This window comes from Ktedonobacter sp. SOSP1-52 (assembly GCF_016587395.1).
In genome coordinates, this window is sequence record NZ_BNJH01000003.1 from 509,355 (window position 1) to 526,971 (window position 17,617).

General features: G+C 52.9%; 15 protein-coding genes and 1 pseudogene. 8 read left to right on the forward strand and 8 right to left on the reverse strand.

Annotated features, from left to right (window positions below; all coding sequences use genetic code 11):
• Positions 1-188 precede the first annotated feature (188 nt).
• From JMJ16_RS27825 to JMJ16_RS27840, 4 genes are all read right to left on the reverse strand, one after another.
• Complete coding sequence (locus JMJ16_RS27825; protein ID WP_201386886.1) at positions 189-638, reverse strand: MarR family winged helix-turn-helix transcriptional regulator; 450 nt, start codon at positions 636-638, stop codon at positions 189-191.
• A gap of 54 nt (positions 639-692) precedes the next feature.
• A complete protein-coding gene (locus tag JMJ16_RS27830) occupies positions 693-869 on the reverse strand; it encodes a hypothetical protein (protein ID WP_201386906.1) in 177 nt (58 codons plus the stop codon).
• A 705-nt stretch (positions 870-1,574) separates the two neighbouring features.
• Positions 1,575-4,535, reverse strand: coding sequence for a PAS domain S-box protein (locus tag JMJ16_RS27835; RefSeq protein ID WP_201386908.1), 2,961 nt, complete (start codon positions 4,533-4,535; stop codon positions 1,575-1,577).
• 583 nt (positions 4,536-5,118) lie between these two features.
• On the reverse strand, positions 5,119-5,691 hold the full coding sequence (locus tag JMJ16_RS27840; RefSeq protein ID WP_201386910.1) for a TetR/AcrR family transcriptional regulator: 573 nt from the start codon (positions 5,689-5,691) through the stop codon (positions 5,119-5,121).
• 941 nt (positions 5,692-6,632) lie between these two features.
• Here JMJ16_RS27840 and JMJ16_RS27845 point away from each other — a divergent pair.
• The 4 genes from JMJ16_RS27845 (at position 6,633) to JMJ16_RS27865 (ending at position 11,573) form a co-directional block, all read left to right on the forward strand.
• The gene (locus JMJ16_RS27845; RefSeq protein WP_201386912.1) at positions 6,633-7,391 is read left to right on the forward strand and encodes a TrmB family transcriptional regulator; all 759 of its coding nucleotides are present in this window, start codon (positions 6,633-6,635) and stop codon (positions 7,389-7,391) included.
• Between the two features lie 21 nt (positions 7,392-7,412).
• Positions 7,413-8,666: an adenosylhomocysteinase gene (locus tag JMJ16_RS27850; RefSeq protein ID WP_201386914.1), complete on the forward strand. Its 1,254-nt coding sequence runs from the start codon at positions 7,413-7,415 to the stop codon at positions 8,664-8,666.
• Between the two features lie 3 nt (positions 8,667-8,669).
• Positions 8,670-8,885: an NAD(P)-dependent oxidoreductase gene (locus JMJ16_RS27855; protein WP_201386916.1), complete on the forward strand. Its 216-nt coding sequence runs from the start codon at positions 8,670-8,672 to the stop codon at positions 8,883-8,885.
• A 468-nt stretch (positions 8,886-9,353) separates the two neighbouring features.
• On the forward strand, positions 9,354-11,573 hold the full coding sequence (locus JMJ16_RS27865; protein ID WP_201386920.1) for a glycosyltransferase family 39 protein: 2,220 nt from the start codon (positions 9,354-9,356) through the stop codon (positions 11,571-11,573).
• 385 nt (positions 11,574-11,958) lie between these two features.
• On the opposite strand, the gene JMJ16_RS27870 is transcribed toward JMJ16_RS27865, so the two are convergent.
• From JMJ16_RS27870 to JMJ16_RS27880, 3 genes and pseudogenes are all read right to left on the reverse strand, one after another.
• Positions 11,959-12,255 (reverse strand): hypothetical protein, encoded by a 297-nt coding sequence (locus tag JMJ16_RS27870; protein WP_201386922.1) that lies wholly within the window; start codon positions 12,253-12,255, stop codon positions 11,959-11,961.
• Between the two features lie 746 nt (positions 12,256-13,001).
• Entirely contained in the window at positions 13,002-13,151 is a 150-nt protein-coding gene (locus JMJ16_RS27875; protein ID WP_201386924.1) for a hypothetical protein, read from the reverse strand.
• 55 nt (positions 13,152-13,206) lie between these two features.
• Positions 13,207-13,461: pseudogene (locus tag JMJ16_RS27880) on the reverse strand (isochorismatase family protein); the annotation flags it as partial.
• Between the two features lie 305 nt (positions 13,462-13,766).
• Here JMJ16_RS27880 and JMJ16_RS27885 point away from each other — a divergent pair.
• The 4 genes from JMJ16_RS27885 to JMJ16_RS27900 all read left to right on the forward strand — a co-directional run bounded on the left by JMJ16_RS27885 (position 13,767) and on the right by JMJ16_RS27900 (position 16,961).
• Positions 13,767-14,204 carry a MarR family winged helix-turn-helix transcriptional regulator gene (locus tag JMJ16_RS27885; protein ID WP_201386926.1) on the forward strand — a complete coding sequence of 146 codons (438 nt, stop codon included), beginning with the start codon at positions 13,767-13,769 and terminating at the stop codon, positions 14,202-14,204.
• A gap of 148 nt (positions 14,205-14,352) precedes the next feature.
• A complete protein-coding gene (locus tag JMJ16_RS27890; RefSeq protein WP_201386928.1) occupies positions 14,353-14,988 on the forward strand; it encodes an LUD domain-containing protein in 636 nt (211 codons plus the stop codon).
• A 162-nt stretch (positions 14,989-15,150) separates the two neighbouring features.
• The gene (locus JMJ16_RS27895) at positions 15,151-15,816 is read left to right on the forward strand and encodes an NADPH-dependent F420 reductase (protein ID WP_201386930.1); all 666 of its coding nucleotides are present in this window, start codon (positions 15,151-15,153) and stop codon (positions 15,814-15,816) included.
• Positions 15,817-15,872: 56 nt separating this feature from the next.
• The gene (locus tag JMJ16_RS27900; RefSeq protein WP_201386932.1) at positions 15,873-16,961 is read left to right on the forward strand and encodes an LLM class flavin-dependent oxidoreductase; all 1,089 of its coding nucleotides are present in this window, start codon (positions 15,873-15,875) and stop codon (positions 16,959-16,961) included.
• Positions 16,962-16,978: 17 nt separating this feature from the next.
• Here the strand turns inward: JMJ16_RS27900 and JMJ16_RS27905 are convergent, their stop codons facing one another.
• On the reverse strand, positions 16,979-17,560 hold the full coding sequence (locus tag JMJ16_RS27905; protein ID WP_201386934.1) for an HNH endonuclease: 582 nt from the start codon (positions 17,558-17,560) through the stop codon (positions 16,979-16,981).
• Positions 17,561-17,617: the final 57 nt, after the last annotated feature.

Here is a 17,617-nt window from a genome sequence, read left to right on the forward strand (position 1 = left end):
CCAGGCCCTCAAAAGCTAAGATGAGGTCTCACGCGTCATCTCATACACTTGGTGTCCCGAGGTAAAGAAAGCGCCACTCTTCCATCATGTTCTTCAAAAAAAAGACGTTGCGTCAGCTACCACTTTCTCGCTTTGTCTATGTTTCTGGTACGTTGAGTGAGAACTGCGCACTCTTTTCGCTTGCTGTTCTACTGGATGCGTCTGGAAAGTGCCTCACCTGCTGGTCGTTTCTCGACAATACGCCACAGAAGAGCGATGCAATCAAGAAGGGATTGTTCTTCAAAGGTATCGGTCAGAAACTTGTAGAGCACAGCCTCCTCTGCACTGGCACGGACCACCATCTCTTCCCCTTTTTCGGTCAATGTCAGCTCTATCATACGACCGTTCGTTGTCGATGGGATGCGTTTGACGAAACCTGCCTCGACCAATCCATTGACTAATCGGCTAGGACTGCCCCTCTCGCAGATAAGCAAATTTCCAAGCGCAATCAGTGACAATGGCTGATGTACCTGAAGCACATGTAGCACCTCAGCCTGCGATGGGGTAAGATCAAGGGGGCGTAGCACCTCTGTTAATATCCGCTCGCCCTCCCGTTGCGCTGCAAGTATGAGATAACGTAATTCCTCAGCAGGTTGCATGTGTTTCTCTTCTCCTTTCTCCATTGATTTTTCTTCGATTGCTGGCTTCTATGCTCATTCAGCGTTCACAGGAAGAGCCGCTCGACGTGTGGCCAAACGCTGTAGAGAGTCAGGATCATGACTGGGAAGGTAGATCGTTGGTGTAGATTGCATATATGTAAGAATCTGACGCGCGGTTTCTCGATAGACCGCGATATTTGAAGTCACGCCATCAACCGATTGTTCGAGCATTAATTGCTCATTATATGATGTATCACCCGCAAAAAAGAGGGCGTGTTCATCTTCCTGCACCACGACCGAGTAATGTCCAACCGTATGCTCTCTCTACTCTTTGTGTCTACTTCGATTGATGATCTGTCATTGATGTTACATCATTTATTTTGCGCTGTCAAGAGGGATCGACTGGAGAAATGGGAGTTATACAGATTTTGCCAGCAGAATGTTGAGATTTACAACTTCACCAAACGGCGGCACGGAAGCCCCGGCGTTCACACCCTGTCTTTTACCCACATTTTACAATTAGATTTTGTGGAACAGCACAGGAGGCCAACTCCCCCTGTTGAGTGTTTCACAAACACATGTATAGCGATTGGCTTGTGAAGCTCCTCCAAAAAGATGTGGGTAAAAGACAGGCATCAATGACCGGGGCTTTCTCGCCACGTCCTCTGTAAAGGCCGCTGTCTGCAGACCACGAAACCGCTGATCTTTGTATTTCACCGTTCCATAGCCACATCCAGGTTCGTACTCTGCGAACTCATTGCGCATCCCGTGGGCAGATCCAGGTTTCAGGTCATTTACCATCTGGCGGTCACGATTGACTGGAAAAGTGGCGCGCCGAAAGGGAGTTGTGATGGGAAGTTAGGAAGGCTCCGCAATTCGCGCGTCCGAGTGCCACAGCAGAGACACCATAACTAGCATCAAAGCCTATCACATCCCTCAAATTCTGTCTATCATCAATATAGAAGTTCTCTTGGGAAGGGTGACCATAAAGGTCGATCCTTTCCCGACTTCGCTCTCCACCGTGATGGTTCCCCCATGATGCTTGACGATCTCTGCCACAATGTAGAGCCCCATTCCCAGTCCCGGGATCGCTTTCTGTTTGGGACCAGTAGCCCGATAGAACCGCTCAAAGATTTTGTCGCGCTGCTCTCGCGGGATACCCAGGCCATGATCGTGCACACGGATCGTGATGGTCTCTGGGGAGGCCTCGAGGTCCATCTCGACGGTCTCTGCACTGGGAGAATACTTGATGGCATTGCTAAGCAGGTTGGTGAAGACCTGTCCAAGCCGATCTCGATCCGCCATCAGGCTGGCCTGAACGGCGCCACGCACCAGGATGCGATGGCTGGGATGCGTTTGCTGCATAGTCTCGGCGATCTCCCGCAGCAACGCGTCGAGATCCACCGGCCCCTGCCGATACTCCAGTCTGCCCGCCTGAATCTTGGAGACATCCAGCAACTCTTCCACGAGCCGGGTGAGTGTGTTGATCTGGGTCTCCATGCTGGAAAAGGTTATGTCAAGATCGTAGCTGCCTTGCTTTGTCAGTTTCCTTTTCAGCAGAGCGGTCTGAAGTTTCAAGGCCGCGATCGGGTTCCTCAGTTCATGGCTGGCCATATTGATAAAGTCATCTTTGCGTTGATCGAGCTCCTTGCGGGCTGAATTATCCAGTACAAAGACGATGCCCCGGGACAAATTGGCTTGTAATGCGACGCGTCCTACAATCACTGGGAGGCGGCTGCCATCTTTACACACGTATTCTTTCTCATAGGGCGTTACATACTGGTGGTCGGCCAGTTCCTGCTGAGACTGCTGGATACGAAGATATTCTGGAGGTGTCATGCGCACCCAGTTTATGTTCCCGGCATGCAGATCTTCGCGTGTATAGCCGGTCATGCGCAGAAAGGTGTCGTTGGCATCCACAATCTGCTCACCTTCAATGATAGTGATCCCGATAATGCTGGAGTTCATCAGAGTGCTCGCCCGCTCCTGGCTCTGGCGTAAGGCTTGCTCAATACGTTTCTGGTCTTCTATGTCAGTGGCGGTGCCAAACCACTTGACGATCTGGCCTGCTTCATCACGCACCGGCATGGCACGGGCTAAGAACCAGCGATAGGCTCCCGTCTGGCTATTTCTGAGACGCTGTTCGTGCTCATACATTTCTCCCGTGCCCAGGGCATGCTGCAAGAGCGCTCGGTTGCCTTCACGATCATCGGGATGGAGGAACTGGAAATGAGCCCATTTGTCGCTTTGTGCTTGCTCAAGCGTGAGTCCGCTGTAGTCACGCCAGCGCTGGTTCGTGTACTCGAACTGGCCGTCGGGGCGTCTCGTCCACACGAGCTGTGGCACCGTTTCGGCCAGCACGCGCCAGTTCTGCTCGCTTTCTTTGAGCTGCTGCTCCGCTCGTTTCTGCTCGTCGATGTTGGTGGCGGTGCCAAACCACTTGACGATCTGGCCTGCTTCATCACGCACCGGCATGGCACGGACTAAGAACCAGCGATACGCTCCTGTGTGACCATCCTTCAGACGGTGTTCGCTCTCAAAGGGTTTACCTGTTTGGAGGGTATGCTGCCGTAGAAGCATAACCCGTACAGCATCCTTAGGATCCAAGAACTGCCGCCATCCATAGCCGCACAGTTGCTCAAAAGCGGCCTGTGTATACGCACAATAGCGCTGATTACAGTAGTCAAGACGGCCATCTGGGCGAGTGGTCCACACGAGTTGTGGTACTGTTTCGGACAGCACGCGCCAGTTCTGCTCGCTTTCTTTGAGCTGCTGCTCCGCTCGTTTCTGCTCGTCGATATCGGTGTAGGTGCCAACCCAGTGCAGGATCGCACCCTGTGCATTTCTCTGCGGCACGCCTCGGGCAAGAAACCAGCGATACGATCCGCTGGTGCCGTCTTGCAAACGGTGTTCCACTTCATAGGGCTCGCCTGCCTGGATAGAGATCTGCCACGCCGCCTGTACCCGTTGCCGGTCATCAGGATGCACACCCACCAGCCAGCCATCTCCTTTGACCTGTTCGAGGGTCATCACCAAATAGTCAATCAAGCGTTGATTATTGTGGGTGACAGATCCGTCAGGTCTTGCGATCCAGACCAACTGAGGAAGAGCATCAACCAGGGCTTGAATTTCTCCTTCGGCTCGCTTGCGCGCGGTGATATCGCTTCCGACATAGACCAGGTACGCGACGTGGTGGTCCCCGTCCCTGTGGGGAGTAATCGTCACCTCAAGGTGAAGGTCCATGTCTTTTCTGGGGTGAACCAGGGTCTCGAACCGCACGGTTTCTCCCCTGCTGGCGCGTGCGATGGCTTCGCGTAATTGGTCTTGACTGGCGGGATAAAAGGACCACCAGGGGGTGTCAGCAAACGGTTTGCCGATCACCTCCTCGCGTCGGATCTGCGCATCTTCTAGAGGGGCCTCATTGATTTCCAACAAGATCCCCTCGGGCGTGAGAAATCCGACCCCGACATACATGTCCTCCAGGATATCAGTGGCGGGATATCCGTCTGGGGAAAACGTCTCCCGGCGAGGCAAAGGTTCTCTTTTCTCGTGAAAATGCAACGCCAGCCCCCCAACGGTCGGGGCGAGCTGCACGTGCAGCCAGGTCCGGGTCACGGGAGAAACATACTCCACTTCGGTGGGTTCTTGGGTCTGTCTGGCCGTGAGCACGGCCTGGTAGAGCGAGGTGCTCACTAGCTGGTGAGCACCTCTCCAGAAGCTGTTTCCGACAAGTGCCTCTGGTGGTGCTTCCGTCATGGTCTGCGTACTCGCATTGGCATACACAACCGTCGCGGCGTCATCAATGAGAAACAAGGCTCCGGGAAGCGTCTCAAGAAGCGTGAGGAGCGTCTCACAAGACGCAGGAGTGAGACGCCTGGTCTGCTTGGTATTCAACATAGCGCGGTACATCTCCCTTTCACGTGTCCCCATCCCTGGTGGCGAAGATGCATCCCTACTCTAACCCCCAAGATGTCTAGAAGAACGCGTTCTCTCTCTCCACCCTTCCCTCTCCGTAGACCCAGTGCGGGTGTTCGCTGCTACGAAATGCCCGCCTGGCGGGCAATATATGTGGATACACTCTAAACGAGAGAAAAAGATCATTCAAACGGCTTTCGTTTGAGTACAGAAGGAAACATACGGGTATAGTTGACAGCTTAAATGTTGGTCCGAAGGAGGCGTGGAAGGCAGAGCAGTGAAGATCGGCCTGATCTCTCGCCCGAAATGCCATCTATTCATATCTCATATCGGCTACGCGGGCTCTTTATAGTAACGAACCCTCGCACTGGGCCTACCAGTACTTTGTTGACATGGGATTTCGTCTCACTTTAAACTCATCAGAGACGGATGATCCGACCTCAAATTGCTCAGGACAGAGACTCGAAATTAGGAGTGGTTTCCCAAATCCACAAACTACCGGTAAATGGCGGTTGAATATCTGTCGGACAAGACATAAAATTTCGCCTCTCTGTTGACCTGGTATTTACTGGCGATATTGTATAAGGAGCATGCTTGCAAGCTGGCGTGCAGTTTGCGCGGCATTCACATTCTTCCGCGTTAACGCTGTGGCAATAGCGCCATCCATCAGCAGACAAATCTGTGAAGCAACGCGGTCAATGTCAGCCAAGGTCGCCGCCTGAGCTAACTGCTTCACGTAGTCATGGACCAGTTGTTTATGTTCATTCACGATGTCATGCACAGAACGTTGCTCATCGTTAAATTCGGCGGCAGCATTGATGAAACCACAGCCATGAAAATCGGAAGAGTGAAACCACTCGTCGAGCGCATCAAAGATAGCAAGAATGCGGTCTTCAGGTGTAGCACCGATGCGATTCACCGCCTCTTCTAACCAGGCTCGCCAGCGAACATCCCGCTTTTGTAAGTAGGCTATAACCAGATGGTCCTTTGAGGGAAAATACTTATAGAGGCTCATCTTGGCAACACGGGACTCTTTCACGATGCGATCTATTCCTGTTGCGTGAATACCTTCCTGATAGAATAACCTTGACACGGTATCGATGATACGCTCGTATGGTGTTAACTCATGGTTATTCATGAGACCCCTTTCTGCTAAAAAAACAGGCTCGTCTGTTTATTACTACTCTTGGCAACAGACAGACTTGTCTGTCTGTTGCCAAGAGTATACAGACGAGTCTGTCTGTTGTCAAGAGTAGAACAGGTCACTTGTCGGGGCTCTCCAATGCTAAAAAAACGCACAGGAACCAGATACTCATGGTTTGCGCAACGAGATTCAACTCAGCAGTGGATTGACTTGAGAGCATTCTTCAGCATTCTCCTGTTTTCATAGGCCGAGGTATCTCTGATCCTTGCGAGAAAAAAGCGAGAGCATTGAATCAGTCGAAGAAGCCGCTTCAGCTAAAGATGTCTTATGTGTTTGGCTATTTGATTTCTACATTTTAAAAATGCTATTAAGGCCCATTGACTAAAGTAGGAAGAAGAAATCTCCACAGAAAAAACGCTTTAGCTTTATTTCCTCAAGAGACTAACGATGACCTCCTCAAAAAAAGATGGTATGGGAAATACACAGCAAGAAATAACAGCGACAGATAGAAGCACAATACAAGATGTTTTTCAAACGGCTGTTAATCAGTCATCAGAGTACTTGCATACCGGTCCCACATATGCATCCTCTAAAGAGGAGAAACTTGAGGCCTGTCTGATTGCCTCTCGATCTCGTTCTGGGAGGGTCGGGAGCGTAAACAATTCTGAGCGGATACCCTCCATGTGAGCGCCCAGGTCCTTTTCATCCAGGTAGCCCTCGGTAAAAGCCGTCACGAGCCGCTTCTGCTCTGCCTCGAACTCGGCGCGACGCTCTGCGATGCACCTGGCGTCCTCGTTGTCTGCTATTTCCTGTGTACAGCTGTCTGCATGAGCGGCTCCTATCGGTTGCTGTCCTTTTCCTTCATCCCTTGCAGTCCTCTTCTTTTGTGTGTATACTATTAACTACTAAAGTGGTTAATAAATTTGGAGAGTGTTATGGATACGCTGCAACTGCTACAGCAGATAGGTTTGACAAAGTATGAGGCGGAGGCGTACGCGACGCTTGTCCAGTACGACTCAATGACGGGATACGAGCTTGGCAAGCAGTCGCATGTGCCGCTCTCGCGTATCTACGAGATCCTCGAGCGGCTGGTGGAGAAGGGGTTGGTGCTCGTGCAACCTGGAGAGCCGCCGCGCTACCGTGCACAAGAGCCAGAGTACTTTCTGGGGCAAGTGCGCGCGACGATGGAATATACCCTCGATACGCTCGCGGCTTCCCTGACGCTGCTGCACTCCAGGCAACCCAGCGATGAGTTCTGGGTGGTCCGTGGCCAGCGCGCTACGCTTGAGCGTGTGCACCGTCTACTCGGCGAGGCGCGAGAGAACGTAGACCTGGTCATGCCGGCGACGCATCTCGCAGAGATGCAAGAAGATCTGTGGCAGGCTCAGGAGCGCGGCTGTCATGTCTACCAGTCCTCGACCACTACCATGAGCGCGCCCGATAGCGTGCTGGTTTTGTGTGACCAGCGCCTGGCTCTGGTAGGTACGCTGAGTTCACAGGCCATCGTCACCTCCAATCCGGCACTTACACTCACGCTACGAGGCTACTTCGAGTACCAGCGTCTGACAAACAATAACGCGCGCTCTGACATTGTGTCGCGCGAGCGGGGAATTGCCTGGCTGGCGTGGGAAGAGCGCAAGCAGCGTCTGCTCTGGAACGTCAAGAGTGCGCCGTCTGGTGCGGCTCAACGCTAAAGATCTGAAAGGATTCGACCTATGGATTACGATATTCGTGACATCGCCCTGGCTGCTCAAGGAAAGCGGCGTATTGCCTGGGCCCAACAGCATATGCCCGTCCTGAGTCAGCTCAGCGCCGAGTTCGCCTCCGAGCGCTCTTTCGCAGGCAAGCGCATTGCGGCGGCTCTGCACATTACAACGGAGACGGCAGCTTTACTGATGGCCTTGCGCGCCGGTGGGGCAGAAGTAGCGCTCTGCGCCTCCAATCCGCTCTCCACGCGTGACGATGTTTGTGCGGCGCTCGTAGAAGAAGGGATTGCAGTGTACGCTTTCTATGATGAGGACCTGGAGACCTACGGTCGTCATATCGAACGTGCATTGGCCTGCGATCCTCACCTCGTTATGGATGATGGTGCGGACCTGATCGTCGCGCTTCACCAGAAGCCCTCGTGTGGGGCAACCGTTGCCGCAATTGAGGAGACGACAACAGGAGTGGTGCGCGCTCGCGCCCTGGCGGAGCAGAAGCTTCTGCGCTTCCCCGTTGTCGCTGTGAATGACGCGCCAACGAAGCACTACTTCGATAATCGCTACGGAACCGGGCAGAACACGATTGACGGCATCTTGCGCGCGACCAATACGCTCCTGGCAGGCGCGACGCTGGTAGTCGCAGGCTATGGCTGGTGTGGGCGTGGCGTGGCGGCGCGAGCGCGTGGCATGGGCGCTCGCGTTGTCGTGTGTGAGGTCAACGCGACGCGGGCACTTGAGGCAGTGATGGACGGCTTCCAGGTGCTGCCCATGCTTCAGGCGGCGGAGCAGGGCGACATCTTTGTCACGGTGACCGGCATGGCGGGAGTCATTCGGAACGAGCACTTCCAGAGCATGAAGGACGGAGCTATTCTGGCGAACTCGGGACACTTCAACGTCGAGATTGATATCGCGACCCTTGCAGACATCGCCAGCGAGCGGTCACAGATCCGCGAGCATCTTGAGGAGTATCGCCTGCCAGATGGGCGCAAGCTCTATCTGCTGGCCCAGGGGCGACTCGTGGGCCAGGTGGCAGCGGAAGCCAGCCCAGCGGCCATCATGGACCTCAGCTTCGCCGACCAGGCGCTCTGCACGCGCTATCTCCTGCAGGAGTACGAGCACCTGACACCTGATGTGCACGATGTGCCAGCCGAGATCGACGAGCGCGTCGCGGCGCTAAAACTGCGAGCGCTGGGCATTGAGCTGGATAGCCTGAATGAGCAACAGCAAGCTTACGCGCGCTCCTGGCAGTCGGGGACAGTGGCGTAAGCTATGCGCGTCTTACTTACCGGAAGCTCAGGGCTACTTGGTAGCGTCATCGCTCAGGAGTTGACGGCACGGCAACACGAGGTCTACGGTATCGATCTGAGACCGGGACCTTGGACAGGGGAGCTTGTTAACATTGGCAACCGTGAGGCGCACTTCCGACTGGCTCTAGTGGTGGTTCCCCTGGACTTTTGGGCAGGCGTGCTCCAGCTCAAGGTATAGCGGAACGGTTTGGCTGATAGAGGAGCTGTTGATGATCCATTTCTAAGCGTTTTAAATGACAAAAATCGTAGTGACCGGTGATTCGTCGCCCGTCGGTTCCGTTCCAAGAATACAGCGAAACATCAGAGCCAACTAAGACTCTGGTGTTTCTGTTTTTTAGCGTTCCGATCGCTTGAAAGAACGCCTCAACGTTTCATAACTTACTCCAAGCTGCTTAGCCACCGCACGCTGAGACACCGCAGCTTCTAGCAACCCCTTAGCCTCTTCCCGTTGAGCAGGGGACAAGCCTGGATGGGCAGGCGGTACGTGCCTTCGCGTTAGATCGAGCTTAGCTTCTCAAGCAAGTCCACCCGACCCTTTGAAAAGGGAAGAAAAGTTTTACCCTGTTACGTTTTGCGAGATTCGACCGTTTACCTCATTGATAAACTCATATGTATATAATATCTGATGATATGGAGTCATGGAAGCATGGAACAATCTGCTGCTGATGAAGATACAATCAAATTAATTGCTGTCAAGCCTTCTCCAGAAGACGCTGGTGGCGTCAGTCGTACACCAGCATCAGCGGTTACCTGGCTTGTGCAGAATTGGGAAATATTTCCAATCATCCTGGTGGCTGCGTTTTTGCGCTTTTTTGCGATAGGCAATGTGACCTTCGCGGACGATGAGGCGGTCATATTTCAGATGGCTCGTGACGCGGTCACGCGGGGATGGCTGCCGATTGCAGGAAATCAGGCATCATTGGGGAGTATGCACCCTCCATTGGATATCTATCTGTTTATGCTGCCCGCAGCCATCAGTGCCAATCCAGTTGGGGGAGAAATCCTGGTGGCGTTGTTTAACAGCGCGGCTGTGTTGCTGACCTATCTGTGGGCAAGGCGGTACTATGGCCGCTTGGCGGGGACAATTGCGGCGGCGTTGTATGCAACATCTGTCGGGGTCTGGACATATAGCCGTAATATCTGGTCACCCAATTTTGTGCCGTTTTTTGTGGTGGTATTTCTGTTTTTGCTCTTTCGAGGGGTCCAGGAGCGACGCAGCGGATGGTTTGGGCCAGCAGTCGTCATGCTGGGGATATTGTATCAGCTCCATGAAAGTTCGCTGTTGTTGCTTGCTCCGCTGGCAGTCGCACTGTTGTTTGCTTTTCGCACCTTGCGCTGGCGCGATCTTTTTATCGGGATATGCGGGTTATTGATAGTCTTTGCTCCTTACCTCTTCTGGGAATTTCACGCGCAATTTACCGATCTGACTCAGTTGGGAAAGCAGTCACAACATTCTGTTATCAATTTTGATGTTATACGCGTTTATGCTTTTTTCTTGCATCCTACCCTCTATTATCCCTATACTGATGCAAGTGTAAGATCCGCCGAAAATCATATTCTTGTGGCAAATGCCAATTCTATTGTTCTTACGACGCCACTGCGCCATTTGCAGCGCTTCTTGAAAGGAGCTTTCGTTCTTGTTCTTTTTCTCTTTGTGGGAAGTCTCCTGATACTCGGCTGGCAAACCCTTTTTTCTCAACAGAGAAGTAGGGCAACACAAGATGGAGTAGCGACGCCTCCTAAAAAAGGGCTGAAGAGGTGGTGGGATGAGCTTTACGCGACTCCTTATAGACAGGGACTCCTTCTGCTCCTTGTCTGGCAGCTCGTTCCCCTTATTATGCTGACTCGTCACTCGATTGGTATCTTTACACATTATCTGTTGTTTCTCCTCCCAGGCCCTTTCCTGCTGATTGCGCTGGGCGTGGTGAAAAGTATCGAGTTGGTACAGCGGATGCGTCCCGCGTGGGGCACATGGGCACGCGATGCCATGGCTGGCATCGCGGCCCTGGTTATTCTGGCACAACTCATCGGCAGCAGTGCTGCGCTCATCGATCAGACCGCAGGTAACTTCGATGGCAGAGAGGTTTTCCCCTATTTTAACGATGCCAATTCGTTGCAACACGCATTGCAAGATGCCGATCAACTGGCCCAACAGCGGCATATTGGGCGTATCTACGTCACGACTTCCTATACAATAGATAGCGGGATGAGATATCTCGCAGAGCAGGTAAAAACGCCCATTGAATTGAATGATATCTGGCATTGTTTTATTTTACCTGATCTCAGCGCTGGTCCCGTGGTCTTCCTTGCTCAGCCCAATAACCAGCTCATAGATACGCTTCTCAGCACCTATACACAGGCCACGCTGATCGATCAGCCCCAACGGTTGAGTGGAGCTCCTTTCAAACTGTATATTCTTACCGCGAAAGCTGTACCAGAGCCAGTTGCTCATACTTTCGCTCAGGGATTGCAATTGCTCTCTCCTGACGCTCAGCTTCTGCAAAGCCCCACAGCCAAATTACAATGGTTGACAACCCGCTGGAGAATAACGGAGACGCAAAAACCAGCATCCCGCACCACCTATGGGTACACATTCCAGCTTCAAGGAAAGCAGATGGATAGCATCAATTGTACGCCAACTGCGACATGGGCTGGAGATCAGCTTTTTGCATACCAGGATGCGGCCACACGCGGTAGCCCAACTCCTGCACACATTAGCATCAGCGCATATAAGTTTATCGCGCAACCATATCTGGTCCATGCTGGTCCATTGACATTCACTACAGGTGCCAAGGTGAATACACCCCACCAACTGTTTCTGACCACAGATCAGCATAGCAGCATTCTCCTGCCTGTCTCACAATAATGGGAGTTCTCCTGATGGGGCAAGGTAAAGCGTCAATACTGGTGAGAGAGCGCCCGTAGCCCGTCGGTTCCGTAGCGACCAGTGAACTGTCACAAGCAGTCCACTGGTTTCTTTTTGTTCAAAGACTCCTTCAAGCAGACGTAAAATAGGCAGGAATGCCGGGCGGGGTTTGAGAGCAGCAATAATTTTCAATGTGGAGGAATGTGCTGGAACGATTTCTTGCAATTCTTACATTGTCGTCATCTGTTTTCTCTCCTTTTCCCAGTAGTAATATTGAAGCCTCTCCTAGATCAATTAATCTCAATTGTCCAACGATCGCCTGCACGTATTTTTTTGTGGTCATGGCCTCTCCCGTTTCATCTCCTCTTGTTGTATGCGTCTGTTCTCATGCGTTTCTGCCTTCTCTCTTCTGAACAATAGTCTTCTTGAGCACCATGGTTGTGGGTCCAGACGTCCCGTTGTATAGCTCGTTCTCTTGTTTCATCAGGAGCCTCCTTTGGTTCCTCCTTTTTACCTTGATGGTTATGTGCCGCTTTGGTTCGTACGTGTGGTTTCTGTGCCTGCGTTCTTCGTATTGCCGGCGTAAATCAAGCCCGACAAGCGATTGGATCACCTCTTCATAGGTGTGCTGGGTTCCGGGAACACATGCATAGACACCATATTTCAGCTGCGCTTTTTGCAAACGCTGTACTTCTTGACGATCGCTTTCAACAGATCCAAAGGTTGGATAACAGCAGGGTACAGATTCCATATCTTTGATCTTCCTCTGTCTTACTCCGTGAGAAAAATGCCGATCACGCTCGAACTCATGAGGTGATTCACGCGTTCCTGACTCTGGCGCAAAGCGCCTCCGTCCGTTTCTGCTTATCAATATTGGTGCAGGTGCCAAACCATTGGGCGATCTGCCCCGCTTCATTCCGCAGAGGCACGCCGCGTGATAAGAATGACGCCAAAACGTGGTGTCGTGCTTCAAGTAGGCCTAGCGTTTCTCCTGATCTGCTCTCTTCTGACTGTCGGAGTATACCTCGGTGAAGAACGTCGCTGAAGGCGGGCGCTGATTTTCTCTCCATCCTTCCTGAAAAGAGGAAAGCCTACTCATTTCTCTTGAGACGAATGCGAAAAGATATTGGACAGACAACACAGAGCCCATGTACAAAGACGATATTGACCTTTCCTGCTGTATGCTTCGCTGAAAAAATGCCCATAGAGCTGAAAATCCTTCCTTTTTTGAAAACAGGATTCTTCCCCTTTTGACAGGTCGACTTGTCGTCATACGCCAAACAACGCAGTGAGGATGGCTGGCAACGCTCCCAGGATACCCGCCTCACTGCATGTTCTCTCCTTTTCTGTCCTGCACTTGCCTTCTCTTCAGGCGTCAGGGTCACCAAAGGAAGAAGGTTCAGTGCTTTTACGCACGCTTGGCTCGCACTACCACTCATTGACCTTCTGGTGAAACTCATGCTGCGAAGCTGGAGCAATGGCCACATTCGACGGCTGCTCGCCCAACGCCTGAACGAATGCCTTGCTAAGCTCGCGATTCCCGCCAGTCACCAACGTAACTGATCCGTGAATAGCCATTGGTCGTTTCCGTTCGATCAGGAGAAATCGCTGTTCGCCAGCTCTTGTCTTTCCCTCACTGTTCACTTTTCTCAAAAGAGCTGAAGAGGGCAACCACCTCACTCGTCGTGAGAATGGCATGAGCAAACGTCGGTCCGTTGATCTCGTGCGCTGCATGCATAGCTTTTTGGCTAGAAGCTGCGGTCGCATCTGTGACCAGGGTCACATGGTACCCGAGTTCCATGCCAAAGCGACCAGTCGCTTCGATACAGGTGTTGGCGATCATGCCAATGAGCACCAGGCGTTGGATGCCATGTTGCTTGACATGTAGAGGCACACGCATCCTGACACGAATACTCGTTCTCCCTTCTCCAGGATAATCAGAGGACCAACCGGCTGAGAGGAAGTATAGATCTGTATCCCTTCCCGCAGGTCATCATCCCACTGCATCGTCATGAAGGCGAATATCCCGTCTTGTTCTTCTTCGTTGGCTTCTTATTCCTGGTTTCTTCCTGGAGCCCGTTGCTGCGCCTCCGCAATCTGCTCCGAATGCATCTTGCTTGCCAATGTGTCATCCTCCTTGACAGAAGCATCGAAATTGGTTTATACTTCAACTATCAAAGGCAGAGGTGAAGCATGAAGCATGAACTCAATCTTGGTGTACGGACATGGCTGCATCTTAACCGTGTCAGGTTTAAGGTAGAAAAACGCCTTATAAGACATCTGGAACACTATGACCTCACACCTGCGCAATTCGCGGTGCTGGCCCATCTCCAGGCGTTTCCTGACATCTCGCAGCAAAGATTGGCCGATCTGCTGTTTGTAACGAAAGGAAACATTGTCGGATTGCTCAACCGTTTGGAGGGTCGCGGTTTCGTCCAGCGACGGTCTGACCCGGAGGATGGCCGCATGCATGTGGTCTCTTTGACAGAACGGGGGAGTGCACTGGCCGCACAGGTGGTCCCAGAGCAGGAGAAGTTGGTTGCTGAGTATATGGCGTTCATCCCGCCCGAAGATCAACGTGACCTTCATCAATTGTTACACACCCTTGATCGGAATCTAGAGCCCGACTAAGTTTTTTTTGACAAACTAGTTTAACTATAAACGAATTTAGCAAAAACTGTGTATCCAGTGCTAACTGAACAGAAAGAACGTCTGGAGCAAAGAGAAACTTTCCCTGGGGAAAGGTCCTTTGTTACTGATTGGTAAAGGAGTTAGAGACATGGGCAAATCTCAAGTGATACCGAATACAGAATTTAGTTATCTTGCGCCTCGGGAGCGCGTGGCGAAAACCGCTGAGGCCCTCACTGCCAATGGTATGCAGACCTTTGTGGTCGCTAACGCTAAGGAGGCACGCAAGAAGGTTTTCGAGCTGATCCCCAGTGGCGCTGAGGTTTTCAATGCAACATCTCACACCCTTGATCAGATTGGAGTTGCTGCTGAGGTCGAATCATCCGGTCACTATGATGCTGTGCGTACTCGCCTGATTGAGCTCGATCAGGAGGGACAGAAGCGTGCTAAACGTCAGTTGGGTGCTGCCCCTGAAGTACTTGTTGCCAGTGTCCACGCTATCACAGAGCAAGGTCAGTTGATGATCGCGTCAATGAGCGGAAGCCAACTGGGAGCTGGTGTGTCTGGCGCCGCGAAAGTTATCTACGTGGTCGGTACACAGAAGCTGGTGGCAAACCTCAACGAGGGCATCCGCCGCATTTATGAATACACGCTGCCACTTGAAGATGAGCGGGCTTTCAATGCCTATGGTGTCAATAGCGCGGTGAACAAACTGCTGATCATCAATCGGGAAATTTTCCCTGGGCGCATTTCTATCATTCTGGTCAATGAGAACCTTGGCTTCTAGATCCATCTAGCATAGCCCTGTTTAACCTGTTATCTCTATAAGCTATTGACATATCGTACTCATGACATGTTGACAGATTATAGGGATCCGATGAAGGCGCCAGCGCCCAATGAGGAGGTCTGACATGCTTGACGATGAAATGGCTGCCGGAGGGACCCATCGATGACAGCTATCGCTTTGCCGCATAAGCGGCTGCCACAGATTGCCGTGCTCGGGGCGGGTCACGTCGGCCCAGTCATCGCACGAGTCGCGATAGAGGCGGACTACAATGTGTCGATCGCGGGTTCGGGTGACCCTGAGAAGATCGAGCTGATCGCGCAGGTGCTGGCCCTAGGGGCCGAGCCACGACGGGCAGCAGACGCTGTCGAGGAGGCGGGCATTGTCGTGCTGGCGATTCCGCTTCACAAGTTCACGACGCTGGACCCTGACCTGCTGGATGGCAAGCTTGTTGTCGACGTGATGAACTACTGGCCGCCTGTCGACGGCGTGCAGGAGTTGTTCGAGGATCATCGATACAGTAGCAGCGAGGTTGTCCAACGTCGGCTCGCGAAGTCAACGGTCGTCAAGACCCTCAACCACATTGGCTACCACGAGCTCGAAGGCGAGCGCCGACCAAAGGACTCGCCGGAACGCCGCGCGCTTGGGGTTGCTGGCGACGATCCACACACGGTGGACATGGTGGCGGAATTCATCGAGCACATTGGCTACGACGCTGTACAGTTCGACCATCTGAGCGCGGGTCGCCTGCTCGAACCAGGAGGCCCTGTCTTTGGGGCGTCGTTGCACCGAACCGAGTTTGAGCTGGCTGTCCGCGCCCAGATAATGTAGGCCAGCATCGGCTCGCTCAGATCCATGCTATCAGATACTAGAAGGAAAACATAGACATGACAGAAACGCCGTCCAGTATTGCACCCGTGCAGTTTCCATTTACCTTTGGCCTCGACACCTTCGGCGATTTCATAAACGACGAGGAGGACTGCACACTCTCGCACGCTCAGATAATCCGGCACCTTGTCGAACATGGGGTTCTTGCCGACCAGGTCGGCCTGGATTTCTTCGGGATTGGCGAACACCACACTGATGACTTTCCGCTGTCGGCTGGCGACGTGGTGCTCGGCGCAGTCGCTGCGCTCACCTCCCACATCCATCTCGGGTCAGCCGTCACGGTATTGAGCTCAGACGATCCGGTTCGGGTGTTTCAGCGCTACTCCACGCTCAATGCCATCTCCAGCGGGCGGGCAGAGGTCATCCTTGGACGAGGCTCCAGCATCGACTCGTTTCCTCTCTTCGGCTACGATCTTGCCGACTACGAGGAACTCTTCGAGGAGAAGGCCAGCCTCTTCGCCGAGATCGTCAAGGGCGGTCCCGTCACTTGGGAGGGCAAGACCCGCGCGCCGCTCTATAACCAGGATATTGTGCCGCATACCGAATTCGAACCGTTTCCGGTGTGGATCGGTGTTGGCGGAAGCCCTCAGTCGGTCATCCGCGCCGCACGCCTTGGCTTTCGGCTGATGCTCGCTATCATCGGCGGATCTCCATTGCGCTTCGCGCCTTTCTCACAACTGTTCCAGCAGGCCCTGGAGCGTTTCGGGCGTGCTCCGTTGCCGGTGGGCGTGCACTCGCCGGGTCATGTCGCCGCGACCGACGAGCAGGCCCGCGAAGAGTTCTGGCCGCGCTACCTGGAGGTCATCACCAGATACAGCAGGATCCGCGGATTCGCCATTCCGACCAGGGAATCCTTTCTTCGTGAGGTTGGGCCGGGGGGAGCGCTCTACGTGGGGGCGCCAGAGACCGTCGCTCAGAAAATTGCAGCCAATCTCACCGCGCTCGGCGCGAGTCACTTCGACCTGAAATACGGGATGGGAGGTCTCACGCAACGAGCCCTCATGACCAATATCGAGCTTTACGGCACACAAGTGGTCCCTCGCGTTCGCGAACTCCTGGTGGAAGCGCAAGGTTACCGTTCTCACTGACACTACCATGCTATGTTTCAAGGCATCGGACGTTGAGCAACCTCCTTCCGCCAGGTGGGATTGGCCTTGATCGAGGTAGCGCTTTGATTGGAGTAACGCTTTGTGTCTTCACGCACACTTTTGTTATACGATTCCCAATCATCAAGATGTCCAATAAGCAGGTGATGGGTACGGCCCTTGATTTCGCACAGAGTGATCAAGTTATTCGGGTCAAGTTCGAGTTCCGGGTAGAGATGGAAGGGTTTGATATGGTGAACCTGTAATCCCTTTCCCCGGTGACCACAAACCACACAGGCTGGCTCGTGGCTGAGATGCTCATGAGCTACTCTGGGCCATTCGGGGCTGCGAGCTTTGCCATACTGATTAGCAATTCTGGCACCAGGGTCTTTTTGCCAGGACGGAATGCGTCCATTTACCTTCGGAATATCTTTCTTTTTGATCGGAGTGTGTTTCCGTGCTGGAGCATGACCCCTGGCAGAGCTACCGCCTCGTCTACGCCGGGTATATTGTCCAATATTAATAAAGGCGAGTACAAAAATTAGAAGCACAACGATCACTAGCGCAGCTGCTAGAAATGGATCCCCTACCGAAATGTGCATATTTTCTCTTTTCCCGCTATGAGCAAAAACGTTCAAAGTATGCTTGCTAAAAATGTT